The sequence below is a fragment of the Pedobacter agri genome (genome assembly GCF_032678665.1).
Lineage (GTDB): Bacteria > Bacteroidota > Bacteroidia > Sphingobacteriales > Sphingobacteriaceae > Pedobacter > Pedobacter agri_A.
In genome coordinates, this window is sequence record NZ_JAVTSH010000002.1 from 57,438 (window position 1) to 78,816 (window position 21,379).

At 38.7% G+C, this 21,379-nt stretch carries 19 protein-coding genes; 6 read left to right on the forward strand and 13 right to left on the reverse strand.

The window, feature by feature from the left end; translation table 11 throughout:
* Positions 1 to 4: 4 nt before the first annotated feature.
* A complete protein-coding gene (locus R2Q70_RS03675; RefSeq protein WP_316806305.1) occupies positions 5 to 1,852 on the forward strand; it encodes an ATP-binding protein in 1,848 nt (615 codons plus the stop codon).
* Positions 1,853 to 1,890: 38 nt separating this feature from the next.
* On the opposite strand, the gene R2Q70_RS03680 is transcribed toward R2Q70_RS03675, so the two are convergent.
* Together R2Q70_RS03680 and R2Q70_RS03685 are read right to left on the reverse strand one after the other, a co-directional pair.
* Entirely contained in the window at positions 1,891 to 2,097 is a 207-nt protein-coding gene (locus R2Q70_RS03680) for a hypothetical protein (protein WP_316806306.1), read from the reverse strand.
* 114 nt (positions 2,098 to 2,211) lie between these two features.
* The gene (locus tag R2Q70_RS03685) at positions 2,212 to 3,483 is read right to left on the reverse strand and encodes a DUF1343 domain-containing protein (RefSeq protein ID WP_316806307.1); all 1,272 of its coding nucleotides are present in this window, start codon (positions 3,481 to 3,483) and stop codon (positions 2,212 to 2,214) included.
* Positions 3,484 to 3,653: 170 nt separating this feature from the next.
* Here R2Q70_RS03685 and R2Q70_RS03690 point away from each other — a divergent pair, with 170 nt between their 5' ends.
* The gene (locus tag R2Q70_RS03690) at positions 3,654 to 4,874 is read left to right on the forward strand and encodes an ABC transporter permease (protein ID WP_316806308.1); all 1,221 of its coding nucleotides are present in this window, start codon (positions 3,654 to 3,656) and stop codon (positions 4,872 to 4,874) included.
* Between the two features lie 84 nt (positions 4,875 to 4,958).
* On the opposite strand, the gene R2Q70_RS03695 is transcribed toward R2Q70_RS03690, so the two are convergent.
* From R2Q70_RS03695 to mdh, 8 genes are all read right to left on the reverse strand, one after another.
* A complete protein-coding gene (locus R2Q70_RS03695) occupies positions 4,959 to 5,885 on the reverse strand; it encodes a bestrophin family protein (RefSeq protein ID WP_316806309.1) in 927 nt (308 codons plus the stop codon).
* 25 nt (positions 5,886 to 5,910) lie between these two features.
* Entirely contained in the window at positions 5,911 to 6,408 is a 498-nt protein-coding gene (locus R2Q70_RS03700) for a hypothetical protein (RefSeq protein WP_316806310.1), read from the reverse strand.
* Positions 6,409 to 6,602: 194 nt separating this feature from the next.
* On the reverse strand, positions 6,603 to 7,958 hold the full coding sequence (locus R2Q70_RS03705) for a HAMP domain-containing sensor histidine kinase (RefSeq protein WP_316806311.1): 1,356 nt from the start codon (positions 7,956 to 7,958) through the stop codon (positions 6,603 to 6,605).
* Between the two features lie 3 nt (positions 7,959 to 7,961).
* Positions 7,962 to 8,636: a response regulator transcription factor gene (locus R2Q70_RS03710; protein ID WP_316806312.1), complete on the reverse strand. Its 675-nt coding sequence runs from the start codon at positions 8,634 to 8,636 to the stop codon at positions 7,962 to 7,964.
* Between the two features lie 273 nt (positions 8,637 to 8,909).
* Positions 8,910 to 9,449 (reverse strand): SRPBCC family protein, encoded by a 540-nt coding sequence (locus R2Q70_RS03715; RefSeq protein ID WP_316806313.1) that lies wholly within the window; start codon positions 9,447 to 9,449, stop codon positions 8,910 to 8,912.
* 56 nt (positions 9,450 to 9,505) lie between these two features.
* Entirely contained in the window at positions 9,506 to 9,901 is a 396-nt protein-coding gene (locus R2Q70_RS03720) for a group III truncated hemoglobin (protein ID WP_316806314.1), read from the reverse strand.
* A 60-nt stretch (positions 9,902 to 9,961) separates the two neighbouring features.
* Positions 9,962 to 10,387 (reverse strand): retropepsin-like aspartic protease, encoded by a 426-nt coding sequence (locus R2Q70_RS03725; RefSeq protein WP_316806315.1) that lies wholly within the window; start codon positions 10,385 to 10,387, stop codon positions 9,962 to 9,964.
* Positions 10,388 to 11,326, reverse strand: a complete 939-nt coding sequence (mdh, locus tag R2Q70_RS03730) for a malate dehydrogenase (RefSeq protein WP_316806316.1) — start codon at positions 11,324 to 11,326, stop codon at positions 10,388 to 10,390. It lies immediately after the preceding gene.
* 472 nt (positions 11,327 to 11,798) lie between these two features.
* Here mdh and R2Q70_RS03735 point away from each other — a divergent pair, with 472 nt between their 5' ends.
* On the forward strand, positions 11,799 to 12,251 hold the full coding sequence (locus R2Q70_RS03735) for a lipocalin family protein (RefSeq protein WP_316806317.1): 453 nt from the start codon (positions 11,799 to 11,801) through the stop codon (positions 12,249 to 12,251).
* A gap of 541 nt (positions 12,252 to 12,792) precedes the next feature.
* On the opposite strand, the gene R2Q70_RS03740 is transcribed toward R2Q70_RS03735, so the two are convergent.
* Positions 12,793 to 13,119, reverse strand: coding sequence for a type II toxin-antitoxin system RelE/ParE family toxin (locus tag R2Q70_RS03740; protein ID WP_316806318.1), 327 nt, complete (start codon positions 13,117 to 13,119; stop codon positions 12,793 to 12,795).
* Positions 13,109 to 13,315, reverse strand: a complete 207-nt coding sequence (locus R2Q70_RS03745; protein WP_316806319.1) for a hypothetical protein — start codon at positions 13,313 to 13,315, stop codon at positions 13,109 to 13,111. The genes R2Q70_RS03740 and R2Q70_RS03745 overlap by 11 nt, the downstream gene beginning before the upstream one ends.
* A gap of 423 nt (positions 13,316 to 13,738) precedes the next feature.
* Here R2Q70_RS03745 and dnaE point away from each other — a divergent pair, with 423 nt between their 5' ends.
* From dnaE to R2Q70_RS03760, 3 genes are all read left to right on the forward strand, one after another.
* On the forward strand, positions 13,739 to 18,172 hold the full coding sequence (gene dnaE, locus R2Q70_RS03750; protein ID WP_316806320.1) for a DNA polymerase III subunit alpha: 4,434 nt from the start codon (positions 13,739 to 13,741) through the stop codon (positions 18,170 to 18,172).
* Positions 18,173 to 18,338: 166 nt separating this feature from the next.
* Positions 18,339 to 18,659, forward strand: coding sequence for a thioredoxin (gene trxA, locus R2Q70_RS03755; protein ID WP_010602362.1), 321 nt, complete (start codon positions 18,339 to 18,341; stop codon positions 18,657 to 18,659).
* A gap of 129 nt (positions 18,660 to 18,788) precedes the next feature.
* The gene (locus R2Q70_RS03760) at positions 18,789 to 19,997 is read left to right on the forward strand and encodes a PQQ-dependent sugar dehydrogenase (RefSeq protein ID WP_316806321.1); all 1,209 of its coding nucleotides are present in this window, start codon (positions 18,789 to 18,791) and stop codon (positions 19,995 to 19,997) included.
* Positions 19,998 to 20,425: 428 nt separating this feature from the next.
* Here R2Q70_RS03760 and R2Q70_RS03765 read toward each other — a convergent pair whose 3' ends face one another.
* Positions 20,426 to 21,361 carry a DUF3078 domain-containing protein gene (locus R2Q70_RS03765; protein ID WP_316806322.1) on the reverse strand — a complete coding sequence of 312 codons (936 nt, stop codon included), beginning with the start codon at positions 21,359 to 21,361 and terminating at the stop codon, positions 20,426 to 20,428.
* Between the last annotated feature and the right edge of the window lie 18 nt (positions 21,362 to 21,379).

Below are 21,379 nucleotides of genomic sequence, written 5' to 3' on the forward strand. Positions count from 1 at the left end.
TTTTATGCAAATAGATTTACAAGATAAAGTTTCTTTATTTAATATACTTATTGAAGAATCGGAGATGCCTATTGGCCTATATGTGGGCGAGGATTTCAGAATTGAAGTGGCTAATAAAGCCATACTTAGAGCTTGGGGAAGGGATGCTTCTGTGATTGGAATGACATTAATAGAGGCATTGCCTGAGCTGGATGGCCAGCCCTTTCTAAGAATTTTACAAGAAGTTTTTCAAACTGGGATACCCTATGAGGCGAAAGAGGATAAAGCAGAAATAATAAAAGATGGCGTAGCACAAACATTTTATTTCGATCTTGTCTACAAGCCACTAAAGGATGGAAATGGCAAGGTATGGGCCGTGTTAAATAACGCGACAGACGTAACCGAACTTGTAGATGCCAAAATTAAAGGCAAAGAAAGCGAAGAGCTTTTCAGGCAGATGATTTACGATGCGCCGGTTGCCATTGGTATTCTGCGTGGTCCAGATTTTGTGATCGAAGATGCAAATGATGACTTACTTCACATCTGGCGCAAAGATAAAAGTGTACTGGGCCTTAAACTATTGGAGGGCTTACCAGAAATCCATAACCAGCCTTTTCCAGAATTGCTGATGCAGGTTTATCAAACCGGGATACCGCATTATGGATATGAAACCCTTGCAAAGTTAGAGCACAATGGCATACTAACCGATTACTATTTTAATTTCGTATATGATCCTGTTCGCGATAAAAACAATAATGTAACAGGAGTGATGGTGGTTGCCAATGATATTACCGCTCAGGTAAAATCGCGTAACGCATTTATGGAAAGCGAAGAGCGGTTCCGCAATTTGGTGCTCGATAACCCAATGCCTACGGCGCTTTACGAAACCGAAAACATTGTAATTAAAATTGCCAATAATGAAATGCTTAAACTTTGGGATAAAGACGCAAGTGTAATTGGTAAAACCATGGAAGTTGCCATTCCGGAATTGGAAGGACAGCCCTTTATTGGGATTTTGAAAGATGTGTTTCGCACTGGAATAGCGTACCATGCCGATCAGCAAGCTGCAGAACTCTTGGTGAACGGTACCCTGCAAAAATTTTGGTTCAACTTTACCTACAAACCGTTAAAAGATGCTGAAGGTAAAGTGTATGCCATTTTACATGCAGCTATTGATGTAACCAAACAGGTTCAGCTGCAAAAACAAAAAGATGAGTTTTTAGGCATTGCCAGCCATGAATTAAAAACACCAGTTACCAGCATAAAAGCTTATGCACAGGTTTTAGAACGGATGATCCGGACTGAAGGCGATGAGAAAAAAGCCAATATGGTGCATAAAATGGATGTACAATTAAACCGTTTAACCGGGTTAATTGGCGATCTTTTGGATGTAACAAAGATACAGGCTGGTAAAATGACATTCAATCCTGTACATTTTGATTTTGATTCATTGGTTCAGGAGATGGTTGATGAAATGCAGCACACTACTTCGCAGCATTTGATTAACATCAGTTTAAATAGCCATTCTACTGTTTTTGTAGACAAAGAAAGAACTGGGCAAGTCATCACCAATTTCCTTTCAAATGCGATTAAATATTCAACTGATGCAAACAGCATTGATGTAACCAGTTATGCAAGCGATGGGGAAGTAATTTTAAGTGTTCGCGATTACGGCATTGGTATTTCTACCGAACTTCAACATCTGGTCTTTGATCAGTTTTATCGTGTGGGCGGCAATTTTCAGCACACGTATCCTGGTTTAGGTTTAGGATTGTATATATCTTCAGAAATTGTAAAAAATGAAGGCGGAAGAATTTGGGTGGAGAGTGAAGAGGGCAAGGGTTCTACCTTTTATTTTGCGTTGAAGATCTGATTACGCCTTCATCAACGCAATCAGATCTATTTCAAACTTTATTCTTTAGGTGCTTTTTTTATAGGATCAACAGGCTGTTCCTCATTTTCCCGTTGTTTAGCCGGGTTTTCAGTTTTTGGTGGCTTGTTAGGTATGCTGTCATTTGGCTTCCTAACTGTTTTATGATCTTCAGGCGCTCTTCCTTTCGGAACTTCTTCCTCATAATTGCTGCCTGGATTGTCATTCGTTTTTTTTGGTCCGCTCATGATGTGAATGATTGAATTTGCTACAGAATGACAAAAGGCCATTCCTGATGGTAATAACAAAGTTTTTTATAGGATTGTTTGAACCTTCCTGTCATTGACTCACTCACACAGTCATTATTTATAAAGCAGATACTTCAGGCGCATCTTTTTATACGCACTTAAACCTGGTTCCCAACTCGCCCTAATTTCTTTCTCGCTTTTTCCGGCAATAACTTGTTGCCTGAAATCGCCAACACCAACCAATCGCTCAATGGTTCCCATTTCCTTGCTTAATTTGCTGTTAAAGAAATCTTCTTTTTTCGGCGATGCATTGTATAATTCAATTAACCAGGAAATGTTCACTTGTTTTGATTCACGAAGTTTTTTTGTATCGTAGTTTCTTAAATCTAAACCATAACAAAGCTGGTCTTGAAACAGCGGCGTCTCTGACATTCCTTTTATGCTTTTAGGCGTAAAACTGAAATCGAATTTTCCTTTCAGGTAGGGTGCACCTACAATTGTAAAAGGAAACATGGTACCGCGGCCATGGTTTAGATAGGTACCTTCAAACAAACAAGTTGATGGGTACAAAAGAATTGATTGTGCTGTATTCAGGTTTGGAGATGGTTTAACAGGTAAAACATACTCCATATCGTGATTGTAATTTGCATTTTTAATTACGGTTATTTTGCATTTCACTTTATCCTTCAACCAACCTTCGCCGTTTAGCATTTGGGCATATTCGCCAACCGTTAAGCCATGTGCGATAGGAATTGGCTGAATGCCTATGCCAGATTTGAATTGAGGATCGAGAATCGGGCCATCAATCAAATAACCGTTAGGGTTCGGACGGTCAAGAATCAGAAGTTCTTTTTTATTAACAGCACAAGCTTCCATAACATGCTGCAAAGTATTGATGTAAGTGTAAAAACGAACACCTACATCCTGGATGTCGAAAATCATGATATCGATATCTGCAAGGTCTTCAGCAGTTGGTGTACTGTGTTTACCATAAAGCGAAACCGCTTTAATGCCAGTTTTGGTGTCAATAGCATCATCAATTTTAACGCCCGCACTGGCATCGCCTCTAAAACCATGCTCCGGACCAAATATTTTCTGAATTTTCACGCCACGTTTTAACAAGCTATCAACAGAGGTTTGATTGCCAATAACCGATGTCGGGTTTACAACCATTCCAACGCGTTTGCCCTTTAACAACGGAAGATATTTCTCTGTTTGTTCTGCTCCGGTTTTAATCGTTGTAGCTGCAGGATCGTTTTTTTCTTTTAAAGGAGTTTCCTTAATTAGGGAATTTTTTCCTCCATCTTCCTCAGTAATTTTCGGGCCCTGGCCACAGGCTAAAAAGGCAATGAGCGATGTTAAAGCGAAGCTGATGTATTTTTTCATTGTATAGGAATTTTAAATCGGTTATCGTTAGTCAGTCAAGCTTAAAACAATTTACCAATTTATTTGATTATTGTATTTAAACAGGATTCTTTTTTCATGACCATTATATTCCAAATATATACCATTTTTAAAAAGGATTTAAGCATTTTTGCTGTTACAAAATAATCAAGTTGAATTTCGAATATTTCATAGCCGGGCGTATTGCCATAAAATCAGAGCGTACTTTTTCAAAGCTTATCGTTCGTATTGCCATTGTTGGTGTGATGCTGAGTCTGGCGGTAATGATCCTGTCTATCGCCATTATTAAAGGCTTTAAAACGGAGATCCAGGATAAAGTTCGCGGGTATTTAGGTGATGTTCAGATTACCCGCTACGATCTGAATAATTCTTTCGAACATTCGCCTTTTGTATTGGATAGCGAAACCGCGAAGAAACTTAAAGAAAATCCAGATGTAGAATACTTTTATCCTTTCGCTACCAAACCCGCTATATTATCGGCTAATGAAGAAATAGAAGGAATTAATTTTAAAGGGGTTGATAAAAGCTACAATTGGGATTACATCAAACAACACATCATTAGCGGAACCATTATTGATTTTGCTGATAGTACGGCGGCCATGCAGGAACTATTGGTTTCAAATTATACCGCAAACCGTTTGAAACTGAAAACCGGTGATGATTTCATCATGTATTTTGTGCAAAACCAGTTACGGCCACGGAAATTCAAAATTGTAGGGATTTATGATATTGGGGTAGAAGATATCGACAAAAGTTTTGTGCTTGGAAACCTGAATATCATTAAGCGCTTAAATAATTGGAACGCCAATCAAATCGGTGGCGTTGAAATCCGTATAAAAAACTTTAAAGATCTAAATAGGGTATCATCAGCGATTTTTGAAAGTTTGCCTCAAAATCTGCGTTCATTTTCCATTGTAGAAAACTTTCCGAACATTTTTAACTGGATGAGTTTACTTGATGTAAATACGAACGTGTTACTGATATTAATGCTTATTGTTGGCGTAATTAACATGGTTACCGCACTGCTGATTATGATTCTGGAAAAAACCAATATGATTGGAATGCTAAAATCGTTCGGTGCAAGCAATTGGAGTATCATGAAGATATTCCTCTACAATGCGGCCTACTTAATTGGTATCGGTTTGTTGCTGGGCAATATTCTTGGTTTAGGCCTGGGCTTTTTCCAGCAGGCAACGCACATTTTTAAACTCAATCAATCGTCGTACTTTTTAGCTTATGCGCCCATTGAAATTCATTTTATCGATGTACTGGGGCTGAATGTATTAACTGTAGTGGTTTGTTTAATTGTATTGATTATTCCTTCGCTGTTAATTAGCAAAGTTTCTCCGCTAAAAGCGATCAGGTTTAAATAAATAAGCTTCTCCCCATCCAGGGAGAAGACCTATTGTTTTTAACTAACCATTCCAAAACTGGAACAGAACTAAGAATTAAGATTTTTATAAGATGTAATATGAGCCTACCTGAGCCAATTCCGTTTGCGGTTTGTCTTCGAGGATTTTATTATCATCTATCATTTGGCAAAGATCACGTTCAATGGTTCTACAAATGGTTGTAGTTGGCGTATCTGTAGGTTTATTTTCAAAAGGATCTTGCAGGTGGACCGCCATTTTTTCTACCAAAAGGAAGAATGCAGCAATAGCAACCACTAACGGAACTTCCATGTAACCGAAATACTCAATCAACCCAAATGGCAAAAGCACAATAAACAAATGGATTGACATGTTGATGTATTTGCTGTATGTTACTGGGAAAACCGTATTCTTAATGCGCTCGCAGCCACCCATGTGGTTACATAATGCAGTGAGTGTTTTATCAATTTCAATTTGCTGATATTTGTTAATCCATCCTTCATTTAAAGCTTTTTTCAAATCCATAGCATGCAATTCCAAAATCGATGTGGTTACATTTTTACGTTTTTTGAGGAATGCTATCTCATCAGCAACTAAAAATTCTTCCAGCCCTTTTCTGGGATTAAAACCTCGTAATGATTGACTCAATGCGTAAGTCCAGGCAATTTGTCGTTTGATAAAGCGCTCTTTAAAAGCTTCAACCTCATGCAAGCCGTAAGGATTTTCTACAAACGATAAAATCTGACGTGAAACAGATCTCGAATCGTTTACGATGGCACCCCACAGAATACGTGCTTCCCACCATCTATCATAAGCCTGGTTCGATCTGAAAGCCAGCAATAATGAGATAATTGTTCCCAGCAATGCTGGTACCGTAATTGGGATTGAAATTCTGGTAACGTGAAAGTTCTGATAAAGAACTACAATTCCTATTGAATAAGCAATTACAAAAAGCAGCTCTTTTTTGATCTTTCCGAATATATAAGTAAGCGGAATATTATTTCGTAACAGCATATTATTAAATTTATTTCGTGAGTAACTAAGCGTTTGCAGCTTTTAATTCATGCTCCTGAATTTTAGTTTCAATCAGGTTTTCCTGGTTATGAAGCGTCATGATGTTTAATTCCAATACTTCGCAACCACAACGGGCTGTTAATACTTTTGGATCGATACTGTATTTATTGATCGCTTTAAAGCTGTAGTCTTTCGGGTAGGCGATGGCATCTACATCAAAAGCTTCGATAAAATTTTTGAATGCTGCAACTGTGCTTCCATAAAAATACTCTATACCAATGTTATCAATCTGATTGGCATATTTCGTTTTATAATTATTCAGCGTTTGATAAAACTCATCACTAATGTTTTCGTAATCTTTGCTTCTGCGGCTCAACATTAACATATCCGTAATCGAATCTGATAGTTTGAAAGCATGGACAAATATGATATTGAAAGTTTCGTTGGGTTGATGCTGCGTTAAACCATCGATAATTTTGGTACTCGCTAAATTAAAATCTGTTGGTACTAATACTGTTTTCATGGCTTATCTTGTTAAATGAATAAATATTTATACAAGTTTAGCGCAATGAGATTACAGCGAATTAAGAAAGAGATTAGAGCGAGATTAGAATTTAGAAACTTTAGCGTTTCAGGTTGTAAAAAATGGGTTTTTACCTATTTAGATGGGCGAAAATATAAATTTTCATTTAAATGGTGAAGAATCGTTTAATAAAATTAATAGATGCTGGTTAATGGCAGTAGCACTTTGATTTCTGTTCCAATCCCTTCCTGCGATTTGATGGCAATGCTTCCCCGATGTAACCTGATAATGTTTAGCGAAAGGGGTAAGCCGATTCCATAACCTTTAAATGAGTTTGTATTCGATGCCCGGTAAAATGGTTCAAAAATGTGCTGAATATCCGTTTGAGGAATGCCAATACCCTGATCGGTTACCGCAATTGACAGTGAATTAGCGCTCGATTCAATGGCGATGTTTACTAACTTATCATTCGAATACTTGCATGCGTTACTCACAATGTTTGTTAGGGCAAGTTTAATGAGGTTTTTATTGATCTTCAAACTCAACAATTCATCATCATCAGGAAGTTTGGAGAAATCGATTTCAATTTTACTTTCTGGATGAACCTGATTTACTGAGGCCTTGATTTCCCAAAGTAACTCATCCATTCTAACCAGTTCCCAGGGTTGGTTTTTGCCATTAAAGCCCGACTGAGCCAATCCCAATAAACTCGTTAATATATGTTCCAATCGTTCGGCCTCATCTTTAATTTTGGCTAAGGCCAGATGTTGCTTTTGTGCATCGCCATTTTTTAAAGCCAGTTCTACCTCGCCGCTAATAATGGTTAGTGGTGTTCTTAATTCATGCGAAGCATTGCTGATAAAGTTGTTTTGTGTTTCAAATGCCGTTTCCAGTCGGTTTAACATGTTGTTAAAGGTTTGTGCCAGTTGCGACATTTCATCGGTACCTTTTTTTACATCTAAACGCATGTGGAGGTTTTCTGCCTTTATTTTTTTTACGCTTTTTATCACGTTTCGCAGCGGCATCAGCATGTAATTGGAGAATCGCCAGCCGACAACAAAAGATAGAAAAACAGAGAGGAAAAAGCCAATGATCAATATTTTTTGAAGATCCTTTAACTCCCGGAAACCAACGGGATCATTGGCAGAAACAATTACGATATATTCTTTTGTCCCGTTTTTAAAGAACTTACCTGCGTAAAAATGATTTTCAACGCGATACCTGGCTGTAGAACCAGAATTTATCCTGTCGTAAAAACTTTTTGGAAGCTCACGGTCAACTTTATTCTCTGTTTGATTGGCATCAAGAATAAATTCTCGTTCAGAAGGCAAACGTTCCAGGTATTGGTTGCGCATTTGGGCAACCACACTGTTGTTATCGTCTTCGTAGAGCTTTATCTGGGCGGCGATGTTTACCCTTGCCTCTAATCGTTTATAAAAATCTTCAAAGGCAAACTCATTAGAAAAATACCAAACAAAACCACTTAATAATGAAATAATTACTGCAGAAAGTATTGCAAACAGAAGTGTGATTTTTTTGGCAATATCCATCTGTTATCCTTTTAAAACATAACCCAAGCCTACAGCGGTGTGTATCAGTTTCTGATCTGAGTTTTTATCAATTTTTTTGCGGAGATAATTTACATAAACATCAACTACGTTGGTGCCAAGGTTAAAATCAATATCCCAAACACTCTCTAAAATATCAATCCGGGAGAGGATTTTCGATTTATTTTTAGCCATGTACTCCAGCAAACGGTATTCAGTAGCGGTAAGCACCACCTCGGTATTGTTCCGTTTTACGCTCTTGGCACTTAAATTTATCTGCAAGTCAGCCACGTTAATTACCTGATCGAGGTTTGCGGATCCTGTATACCGCCTCAATAACATTCTGATGCGGGCAAAAAGTTCTGCAAATTTAAATGGCTTAATCAAATAATCATCGGCACCATTATCTAAGCCATTTACTACATTTTCTGTTGTGCCTAAAGCCGTAAGCATAATGATGGGCACATTTGGTTTTTCGGCCTTGATGATTTTGCACAGTTCCAGGCCATTTATCCCGGGAAGCATAATATCCAGTATAATTAAATCAAACTCATTTTCTAAAGCAAGCTGTTTGCCAATGAGGCCGTCGGGCGCTACACTTACCGTAAAACCTTCTTCAGTTAAGCCTCTCGAAATAACAGAAACTACATTTGGCTCATCTTCTATTAGTAATAAATTCATGCCGGGCAAATAATCTAAAAATAAGGATATAACAAAATCTAATGATGATAGATTTTTGAAATTAAAGCTTTTTAACGCAATAACGACATAAATGTTTATTTATTAAAAGTTCAAATGAAAATAAAGAGGCTGTATCATAAATTAGTTTACGCCTGAACTTTGTTAATTGAACCTTTTAAAAACGCCTTTTAAAGCGATTTCTGCAAGTCAGTAAACAGGCTCAGGATAACATTTTGATTTATGATACAGCCTTAATAATGAGGCTAAAATTGACTACTTTTCTTTTTCTGATTTTTCTTTCAGGCTCGCTAGTCCGCTTTCAAAATCTTTTCCAATCATGCCGTCCATACCGCCCATAAATACGCACATCCATTTGCTGATCATGTTATTGTCGCCGCTCATGGTCCAGGTTACTTTTTGGTTGCTGCCTTCCGGGCTAATTTCAAATTTGGTATCCGCTACACTTTCGAAAGGTTCAATGAATTTTAATTCTATATCTACCTTTTTATTAGGATCGAGCGATTCTATTTTCATATAACCTGAGCCGGTTTCTTTACCCACCCAGTTGTATTGATGCCCCGGTGTTACAGGAGTGCCTGAAAATGTAGTTTTGGCAGAGGGCTCCATTTTCGACCATGGATTCCAGGTGTAAAATCTGTTAAAATCGGCAATGTTTCTGTAGATTACACTATCAGGTGCGTTGATTACTGTAGACCTTGAAACAGAATAAGTTTTTGGAAGGAAGAAACTTCCGACAACGAAGATGATTGCCAATACGACAATGACTCCGATAATAATTCTTAAAGCTTTCATATTTGATTTGTTTGGTTAATTAAAATTAAAAAGAAACCAGATAAATCAAAAAAACATTAAACAATGTTGATATTGGGTTTTGGAGCGTTTATTTTGAAATCCATTAAATCGGCAATTGATTGCGCTTTTTGTTTAATGGTTTCTGCATTTTCGCCGGCAAAAAGCTCGTCGACAGTTTCCATGAAGATGCTTTTCCAGGTGTTAAATTCTTCAGCCTTTAAAGCTATTTTATCATTTACCGCAAAGTGGGTTAACATCGGGTTGCCTTTGTAGGTTGCTGTACCAAACAAAACACTTTCCCAAAAATCATACATTTTCGGCAAATGGTGCGACCAATCTACCTTTGCAACATCAGTAAAGATCGGCCCGATTTTGGAGTTGAGCTGCACTTTCGTGTAGAAAGTATCAACCAGAAGGATCAGGTCATTTCTATCAATAATGTCGTTTTTCATGAGATGAAATATCTGCTACAAAGATCTGTAAAAATGATTGTTATGATTAAAATGCCACGTTTATTTATAGAGCCGCAGGATTAGCTTTTCATAGTTAATTACCGCTTTATACTGCATTAAAATATCGCCACCGATAATTCCTATAATTGGTGGGTGACCGAATCGTTGGTATGTCTCTGTAACGGATTGAAGATCAAAAGCAACGGTTTCATAGTTTTTTAACTTCAGCGGCCCAATTTTAACTTCAGGAATGGTGGCTTGTATGGTAGTAGTGGTGGTAAACAGGGTAGCGGCATTAATTTCTTCTGATACATGGAGTGTCTCTGCAAAATGCCTTTCGATTAATAATTTGTCAAATACACTTCTCGATGCGCCCGTATCTAAAACAGCGAAATGTTTTTCTTTAAAAACAACAACTTCCACCAAAAGGTGGAAGCCGTCATCCTGTAAGTTCAGTAATTTTAATGGGATTGAAATTGATCTCATTTATACCAGTTTCATGTCGGCCAAAACACTGTTCATACTTCTAACTGCATCGGCACTTTTGTTAAATGCAGCCTGTTCTGTATCATTTAGCTTAAAATCGATGATTTTTTCCCAGCCCGATCTACCAATAATTACGGGTACCCCTAAGCAAATATCTTCCTGGCCGTATTCACCTTCTAATGATACGCAGCAGGTAAACAGTTTTTTCTCATCGCGAAGAATGGCTTCAACTAAAGCTGCGCCGGCTGCTCCAGGTGCGTACCAAGCCGAAGTTCCAAGTAAACCTGTTAGTGTTGCGCCACCAACCATTGTGTCAGCTGCAACTTTATCTAAGGTAGCCTGATCTAACAAGTTGCTTACCGGCAAGCTTTGATAAGTTGCCAGGCGGGTTAATGGAATCATTGTCGTATCGCCATGGCCACCTATTACAAAACCCTGCAAATCGCCTGGGTTACAACCTAAAGCCTGAGATAAGTAGAATTTGAAACGGCTGCTATCTAAAGTTCCGCCCATACCGATAATGCGGTTTTTAGGAAGTCCTAAAGATTTTAACGCCAGGTAAGTCATGGTATCCATTGGATTACTAATCACGATAATGATTGCCTCTGGAGAAAATTTTAATATATTTTCAGCAACACCTTTAACAATTCCAGCATTAATGCCAATCAATTCTTCGCGGGTCATTCCAGGTTTGCGTGGCAAGCCTGAAGTAATCACCACCACATCAGAACCAGCCGTTTTGCTATAATCGCCGGTTACACCAGTAATTTTTGTATCAAAGCCCAAAAGGGTAGCCGTTTGCATCATGTCAATCGCTTTACCTTCGGCAAAACCTTCTTTGATATCTAACAAAACAAGTTCGTTTGCTAATTCTTTTCGGGCAATATTATCTGCACAGGTAGCGCCAACAGCGCCAGCACCTACAACCGTTACTTTCATATACTTTTATTTAATGGTTTGCTCATTTAAATATTAATCGAAGGTAGAAATAAATATAGGGTTAAAAAATCCTTTTCAAAACTTTATAATGGTAGCCATGCAGTCGCGAGTTCAAGCATCGCAGCTGCTCATTCAATCAGCGCAGTCGCAAGTTTAAGCATCGCAGCTGCTCATTCACTCAGCGCAGTCGCAAGTTTAAGCATCGCAGCTGCTCATTCAATCAACGCAGTCGCGAGTTCAAGCATCGCAGGTGCTCATTCAATCAACGCAGTCGCGAGTTCAAGCAACGCAGCGGCTCATTCAATCAGCGCAGTCGCGAGTTTAAGTATCGCAGCTGCTCATTCAATCAACGCAGTCGCGAGTTGAAGATTTTACAGGCGGGTGTGGAGGAATGTTTATTCTTTTAGGGAATAGATTTTCTAAAAAAAAACCTTATCAGCCTGAAATTGGTTATTAATTAAAATGATAAGCAATGGAAAATAAGCCCCTTACCCACATCGATTATAAAGCTTTTGAAGGCAAATGGTATTCTTTATATTCTATCCCAACTTTGATGGATAAAAATTGGAAACAAACCACTGAAACCTATACATTAAAGGATGATGATCATTTCGACGTGCTCACTACCTATCATAAAGAGGGTAATCCGGAAGAAAAGACAATCACATCGAAATTGTTTTTTGATGAGGAAAAGCCTGATGGCGATATGAAAGCGCAGTTTTTATGGCCCTTTAAAATCGGTTATTGGATTATTGAGATCGCAGCCGATTACAGCTATGTGGTTGTTGGTCATCCAGATGAAAAGTATTTATTTATTATGGCCAGAGAACCAAAAATGGAAGCCGCATTACTGGTAGATATTATTGAGAGATGCCGGGAAAAAGGGTATGATGTGAGTGAACTGGTGAGCCAGGAGCATTTTTAATATTGTGCTGTCATGTTAGTCGGGATTTGCAATCCCGACTTTTGATTGTGGATTTTAAATCCACAGTATGTATGGACGAGATTACAAATCTCGACGAGCTTAAGTTTGTGCTGTCATCATGTTAGTCGGGATTTGCAATCCCGAGTTTTGATTTGTGGATTTAAAATCCACAGTATGTATGGACGAGATTACAAATCTCGACGAGCTTAAGTTTGTGCTGTCATCATGTTAGTCGGGATTTGCAATCCCGAGTTTTGATTTGTGGATTTTAAATCCACAGTACGTATGGAGGAGATTATAAATCTCGACCAACCTTAGCGCTCGTCATTGCGAAGCCGATTTTTCATCAGCTGTGGCAATCTCATTTTCGAATTGTGGATTTAAAATCCACAGTACGTATGGACGAGATTACAAATCTCGACCAGCTTAAGTTTGTGCTGTAATCATGTTAGTTGGGATTTGCAATTCTAGCTTTTGACTTGTGGATTTTAAGTCCACAATACGTATGGCCGAGATTATAAATCTCGACCAGCTTAAGAATTTAACTCAGCGATTTTAGCCACGCTTCTAATTCTTGATCATTCATATCTGATTGTTCGGACTTATCATAAATGGATAATAGAAAAATTCGATTTTCAATTATTTGTAGGTGCGTGATTATTCTTGCTCCGCCCGATTTTCCTTTGCCTTTCGATGCAATCGAAATTCTAATTTTATAGCAATTCTTACCTATAGCCTTACCTTGTTCTGGACTTTTTTTAAGTGATTCTATCAATTGTATGAACTCCGTTTTCAAGGATGGAAACTTCTTAACCAAACGTTTAAGCTGCTTCTCAAAGAAATGAGTGAGTTCTATATTATAGCTCATTAATCAGGTCTTCTACCGTTTTTAACTTTAATTTTCCTTGTTTTGCCATTTCTACTTCCTCAACAGATAATTTCAGTTCTTTAAAAAATTGAGCTTTTTTTACACTAATCGCTTCTGCTTTCACAAATGATAGATTATTTAATAATTCCATTACAAAATCTGCTTTGCTGTCCTTGATATCTAATAAAACTTTCATCTTAAATTTTTAATAAAGATAAGGAAATTGGATTGAAGTTAATCCATTGTAATCGGAATTTGTCATCATGTTGGTCGGGATTTGCAACCCCGACTTTTGATTTGTGGATTTAAAATCAACAGTCCGTATGGACGAGATTACAAATCTCGACCAGCTTAAGTTTGTGCTGTCATCATGTTGGTCGGGATTTGCAATCCCGACTTTTGACTTGTGGATTTTAAATGAACAGTACATATGATCGAGATTACAAATCTCGACCAACCTCAATAAATCTCAAACTCTCAAAGGTTAAAATCACCAACAACAAAAACCATCAAGGCTTTATTCTTTTGTTGATAAAATACTGACAACATCAACTTGCAAATTCCTTATTTTTGAGGAACCGTTATTCTTCTGCAACGGCTAATTCTTTTAAAATACAATATGTACTTAATTTTTGATACTGAAACTACGGGTTTGCCACGTAATTACAATGCACCAATTACCGATACCGATAATTGGCCACGTTGTATTCAAATTGCATGGCAATTGCACGATGAGATGGGAAGGATGGTTGAACATCAGGATTATCTGGTTAGGCCAGAAGGATTTAACATTCCTTACGATGCAGAAAGGATTCACGGGATTTCGACCGATTTGGCTTCAGCGCAAGGAATTTCGTTCGACGAAATGCTGGCTAAATTTAATGAGGTTTTAGCTAAAGCAAAGTTCATCGTTGGCCAGAATGTTGGCTTTGATGTGAACATCATGGGTTGCGAATTTCATAGGTTTGGTGTTGCAAATCGCCTGGCTGAACTGCCGGTGCTCGATACCTGTACCGAAGTGACTGCACAGCTTTTGCAATTGCCAGGCGGTAGGGGTGGTAAATTTAAACTGCCAACTTTAACAGAATTACACTCGTATTTATTTGGTGTTCCTTTCAATGAAGCGCACAATGCTACTGCCGATGTGGAAGCTACTACACGTTGTTTTTTGGAATTGGTAAAACGCGAAGTCTTTAAAAAAGAAGAACTTCTTGTTGATGCAGAATATTTTCCTCGTTTCAGAGAGATAAATCCAGCTTTAATTGAAGGTGTTGGTTTAAAACACATCAACCTAAAGGCTGCCTCTGATGAAATTCGCAAACGGCTGCAAAAAACAGAGGGCGGTGGTGTTTCAAAACAAGAACTTGCAGAAAACAAGCAAGAACTTGCTGCGGCAACTTTTGTGCATTTACACAACCACACCCAGTTTTCTGTTTTACAAAGTACAATCAGCATTCCTGCTTTGGTAAAAGCGGCTGCAGCACAAAAAATGCCGGCAGTGGCCATGACCGATCATGCCAATATGATGGGCGCATTCCACTTTGTAAATGCAGTGCTCAATCATAACAAAGCCGCAGAAGCGAAAAACGCAGAAGCCATTGAAGCTGGGCAGCGGCCAACTGAGGTGGTGATGACGCCGATTGTGGGGGTAGAATTCTTTGTTTGTGATGATCACCTGAACAGAACAGCGAAAGACAATGGTTACCAGATGGTATTATTGGCGAAGAATAAAAATGGCTATCACAACTTAGCCAAAATGTCTTCTATTGCCTATACAAAAGGATTTTATTACGTTCCCCGCATTGACAGAAATGTAATTGAGCAGTACAAAGACGATATTATCGTTCTATCAGGAAACCTCTCCGGAGAGATTTCGAACAAGCTTTTAAACATGGGTGAAAACCAGGCTGAGGAAGCTTTGGTTTGGTGGAAAGAAAAGTTTGGTGATGATTTTTATGTGGAAGTGATGCGCCACAACCAGGAAGATGAAGATCGGGTAAATACATCTTTAATTTCTTTGGCCAAAAAGCACGATGTAAAGTTAGTTGCCACTAATAATACCTATTACATCAACAAAAAAGACGCAAATGCGCATGATATTTTGCTTTGTGTAAAAGATGGCGAAAAACAGGCCACCCCAATCGGACGTGGACGCGGTTACCGCTATGGTTTACCTAATCAAGAATATTATTTCAAATCGGGTGATGAAATGAAGGCACTTTTCGCCGATTTGCCTGAGGCGATTTTAAATATACAGGAGATTGTAGATAAAATTGAAACCTACAAACTCGCCCGTGAAGTACTTTTACCAAAGTTCGATATTCCAGAACAATTTCTGGTTGCTGAAGATGAAGCCGACGGCGGTAAACGTGGAGAGAATAAATTTTTGAGGCACTTAACATATGAAGGTGCCAAAATCAGATACGGCGAATTGACGCCACCGGTTATCGAGCGTTTAGACTTCGAGTTAGCCACCATTGAAAAAACCGGTTATCCGGGTTACTTTCTGATTGTTCAGGATTTTATTGCCGAAGCCCGTCGCAGAGATGTATCTGTTGGTCCTGGTCGAGGTTCAGCTGCGGGTTCAGTGGTTGCGTATTGCCTTTGGATTACCAATATTGATCCAATTAAGTACGACCTCCTTTTTGAGCGTTTCTTAAATCCCGATCGTGTTTCCATGCCCGATATTGATATCGATTTCGATGATGAGGGCCGTGGCCGCGTAATGGAATATGTAATCAATAAATATGGTTCCAGCCAGGTAGCACAGATCATCACTTATGGAACCATGGCAGCGAAGTCATCCATCCGTGATACGGCAAGGGTTTTAGATTTGCCATTATTTGAGGCCGATAAAATCGCAAAGCTGATTCCGAACATGAAGCTTGCTAAAATCTTCAATCTTGATGAAAAAGCGTTGAAAGATGCTTTGCGTCCGGATGAATATGAGCGAGTTGTCGAACTTAAAAATTTAGGTAGTTTAAAAGATCTGAGTGCCGAAACCATTCAACAGGCGCAGGTTTTAGAAGGATCGTTAAGAAATACAGGTATTCACGCCTGTGGTGTAATTATTACGCCAAGTGATATTACGAATTTTGTTCCGGTTGCTACGGCAAAGGATTCTGATTTGTATGTTACCCAATTTGATAACTCGGTAGTGGAGAGTGCCGGATTACTGAAAATGGACTTCCTGGGCTTGAAAACCCTTACCTTGATCAAAGACACTGTTAAATTGGTGAAGAAAAGGCATCACATCAACCTCGATCCGGATACTTTTCCAATTGATGATGTGATGACTTATGAGCTTTTCCAACGTGGGGAAACCATTGGTATTTTTCAGTATGAGAGCCCGGGTATGCAGAAATACATGAAGGAATTAAAGCCTACGGTTTTCGACGATTTAATTGCCATGAATGCTTTGTATCGTCCAGGACCAATGGAATATATTCCGAGTTTCGTACGCAGAAAAAACGGTGAAGAAGAGATTCAATATGATTTAGATGCCTGCGAAGAATATCTTAAGGAAACCTACGGGATTACGGTTTATCAGGAGCAGGTAATGCTTTTATCGCAAAAGTTAGCTGGTTTTACCAAAGGTGAGGCCGACGTTTTGCGGAAGGCGATGGGTAAAAAACAGAAAGATGTTCTGGATAAAATGAAGCCTAAATTTGTGAAGCAAGCGGCTGAGAAAGGCCACGATGCCGCAACTTTAGAGAAAATCTGGAAAGATTGGGAAGCCTTTGCATCCTATGCGTTCAACAAATCACACTCTACCTGTTACGCCTGGATTGCTTATCAAACGGCTTATTTAAAGGCGCATTATCCGGCTGAGTATATGGCTGCGGTACTTTCCAATAACATGAGCGATATTAAACAGGTAGCGTTCTTTATGGAGGAATGTCGCCAGATGGGCGTTACGGTATTGGGCCCCGATGTAAACGAATCTGATCTAAAATTTTCGGTAAACGTGAGGGGAGAAGTGCGCTTCGGCATGTCGGCGGTTAAAGGGGTAGGCGAGAAAGCGGTAGAAAGCATTATCGAAGAAAGATTGTTAAATGGACCATATGCCTCGGTTTATGATTTTGCTAAGCGATCAAATACCCGTATCGTAAATAAAAAAGCTTACGAGAGTTTTGTTTACAGCGGCGCATTTGATGCCTTTGGTGGCCACAGGGCACAGTTTTTTTACATCGGTCCACATGATAAAATGAACGGAATCGAAAAAATAATCAAGTTTGCCAACGATTTTCAGAATAATGAAAGTACTTCACAGGCTTCATTGTTTGGCGGTTCAAAAGCTGATTTAATTTTGGAACCAACTTTACCGGTTTCTCCTGAATGGGCTTTGATGGATCGACTGAAATATGAAAAAGATGCCATCGGAATTTTCCTGTCCGGGCACCCATTGGATAACTATAAACTGGAGCTTGATAAGTTTTGTACACATGGCGTACGGCAGCTGAGTATCATCAATAAAGTTAGAATGGGCGATACCAATGAGGAAGTTTTAGCTGAATTTGCCAAGCTTCAAAACCGTGAACTTTGCGTGGGTGGTTTAGTTGTTGCGGCATCGCAAAGGATTACTAAAACGGGTAAACCATTCGGCACATTTGTTTTTGAAGATTATGATGATGCCTGTGAAATGGCGTTGTTTGGTGAAGACTTTTTAAAGTTTAAGTCGTTTTTAACTGAAGGTTACTTCTTACAGATTAGAGGCAGGGTTGGAGAACGTTTCGGTAAAGCCGGCGATTGGGAATTTAAAATTACAGCAATTAACCTGATGTCTGAATTGCGGGATAAACTGGCAAAAAGTTTAACCATACAGGTGCCCATTGAAAGGGTAAATGAAGAGTTGATGCGAGAGATCGAAGCCATATTAGCAGACAATAAGGCAAACTCCGAGCAGCAAAACTGCCAACTTAACTTTGCTGTTTTTGATAGCGAGAAACAGATCATGTTGGATTTACCTTCCAAAAATTTGAAAATTAATCCCAACAATAAGTTCCTAGAACAATTGGTAGGATTGAATGTTGTAAATTACAAGTTGAATTAGGTTTTTAGTTGTTTAGTTGTTTTGTTATTTCGTATTTGTAATTGTGCCTAAAAACTAAACAACTAAAAAACCAATCAGCTAACAAACCACAATAGTGTCAAATTGACATTACACTGTAGTTGGCATTACAATTGAATACATATATTTGAACATAAAAAAAATAATTATGGCATTAGAAATCACAGATGCAAACTTTGAAGAGCTTGTATTAAAATCAGATAAACCCGTATTAGTAGATTTTTGGGCAGAATGGTGTGGCCCTTGTCGCATGGTAGGTCCGGTAGTAGAAGAAATCGCAAAAGAATATGATGGAAAAGCGGTAGTTGGAAAAGTGAATGTTGATAACAACCCTCAAATTTCTATGCAATTCGGTATTCGTAACATTCCAGCTTTATTATATTTCAAAGATGGTCAAGTTGTTGACAAACAAGTTGGTGCGGTTCCAAAATCAGTATTGGCTGATAAATTAAACAAGCAGTTGGCTTAAAAGTATAAAAGATTAAAGCAAAAAGCTGCAAGGCTTGTAACATATTTAAAACCCGGGTTCATTTAATGAATTCGGGTTTTTTAATGAGCAAATATTTTTGTTCCTTTAGTATTAAATCTCATTATTCCTATGAAACTCATTACTAACAAAACACTGGGTATTTTAATTACAGGATTTACCTTGAACTGCGTAAATGTTGCCTGCGTTTCAGGCCAAAGTCCTGTTGAAACGGAAAAACCCACCGCTGATTATAAACCTGCTTTCGAGGGCCAAACCCGTGTTGCGGGTGTTAAAACTTCCACTCCGCTAGATATCTCAGTCATCAACGGAAAACTGGAAAACCCGTGGGCCATTGCTGTGCTTCCAAATGGAGGTTTTCTAATTACCCAAAAGCAGGGAACCATGGTTATTCTGGATGCCAGCGGAAAACTCACTAAAAAAATTGAAGGTTTGCCAAAGGTTGATGCTTCTGGTCAGGGCGGACTGCTGGACGTAACCTTAGATCCTGATTTCGCTAAAAACAGAATGGTTTATTGGGCTTATGCCGAGCCGCAGGCCAAAGGTTCGCTTTTAGCCATTGCGAAAGGTAAGTTATCGGCTAGTGAAACTAAAATTGAAAATCAAACCATCATTTATCGTGCTACACCGGCACATACTGGCAAGTTGCAGTATGGTTCAAGAATCGTATTTGATAAAAATGGAAATCTGTTTGTGAGTACTGGAGAACGATCAGATCGCGAAGTTAGAATTCAGGCACAGCAGTTAAATTCATCGTTGGGTAAAATTCTTCATTTAACTAAAGACGGCAAAGCAGTTCCGAGTGGGCCGTTTGCTGGCAAAGCAGATGCTAAACCAGAAATTTATGCTTACGGCCTTCGTAATCCTGACGGGTTGGCAATTAACCCGCAAACGGGCGATTTATGGGAAGCTGAGTTTGGTCCGAGGGGAGGCGATGAAGTGAACCTGATAAAACCAGGTAAAAATTATGGATGGCCGATTATTACTTATGGTATCGAATACAGTGGAAAAGCTGTAGGAGAGGGCATTCAGCAAAAAGAAGGTATGGAACAACCTGTTTATTACTGGAACCCTGTGCTATCTCCTGGTTCAATTGCTTTCTACAACAGTAGCGTTATTCCGGAGTGGAAAGGTAATTTGTTTGTTGGCGGATTAAGCGGATCGCACATTAGCCGCTTGGTAATCAAAGACAACAAGGTAGTTGGCGAAGAACGACTACTTGCTGGAAAAGGAGAACGTTTCCGTGATTTAGTGGAGAAAGATGGTGCTTTTTATACGGTTACGGATAATGGTAATTTGTATAAAATAGCGAAGAAATAATATGTTTCGGCCGGTGAGGACACCAGCGGATAGATGTAACGCTTTTTGATAGATCGTCATTTCGACCGAAGTGGAGAAATCTTTTAACTAATGCTTTTACCTTAGTGGTTGGTGTCTCACCAACCATTTTTTTATGCATCATTCGGTCGGAAGCTCAGGCTATAATCACTAAGACTTCTTGATCAATCGTCATTTCGACTGAAGTGGAGAAATCTTTTGCTGATGTTTTCCGGCAGGTGAGGACACCAGATGTAAAGTGAAAAGATTTCTATTTTCCGCTACCGATATAAAATCGGTACAAGTTATGCTCCAATTGAAATGACGACGCTATATTGGCAACAGCATTATATATTATAACTAATGGCTAGTGTCTTACTCACCTCAACGCTCTATTGGTTGAAAAGTTAAAACACTAGCCATTATAAAAATTAATACTTGCCAAATTTGTAAGTCAAGCCAACACCCAAAGTTTCCTTAAGCTGTAGTTTGCCAATTTGGTTGTCATCATAAAATAAATCTGCTGTAATTTGAGTAGAAATGAAGCGATTCACTTTCATGTCTAAAATGGCCGAATAGGCCATTACCAGGTTTTGTGGTTTTTTCAAATAATTGCTAAACACACCAAAACGATTATCCAGTAAAATATTATCCATCAATTTGGTTTTGTACCTGCCGCCAACATAGGCGCCTAATTGATATACTAAATGTTTTCCCGGCGTAACGCCAAAAGCTTCTGTTAAAATGCCATTGTTGTCTGGATCAAAAACAGCATCATCCGTTACAAAGGTGAAACGTGAAGTAAGTGGATGAATGCTGAGCTGAAAGTTATCATTTGGTATATAATCTACACCAAAACCTGCCGTAATGTAACCTGGCGATAGAAAATTAGAAAGATAACCTTGAGTGGGTTTGCTGTAATCGTAGCCTTTGCTAAACTGGGTTTTGAAATTTAAAGCAGCTGCTGCAAACCAGTTGCTATTGTTAATCTGATAACCGTATTTCGAAGTCAGGTCTATTACATCCTCAACTTTGGTGGTTTGTTGTTTCTGTTCAGAGCGTAAACCATAACCCAGTAAAATTCGGTTTTCCCAAAGGTTTTTACCCTTTTTTAAATTGAATTCATAATCGGTACGGGCAGTTAATGCCACCGAATTTATTCCACCAGCTACCCAATTGGAAAAGGCTGCCTGGTTTAATAATAAAATGTTCGTTCCTCGAATCGTCCAGCCTTCTTGTTTCTTTGCTGTATCGAGCTTGCTTAAAATTTTTGTACTTTCTGTGTCTACTTTTCCTCCTTTAACGGTTTGACCAAAACTATAAATACTAATCAGGGATGATAGAATTAATAGTGTGTTTTTCTTCATTATTATTTTTTAAATCAT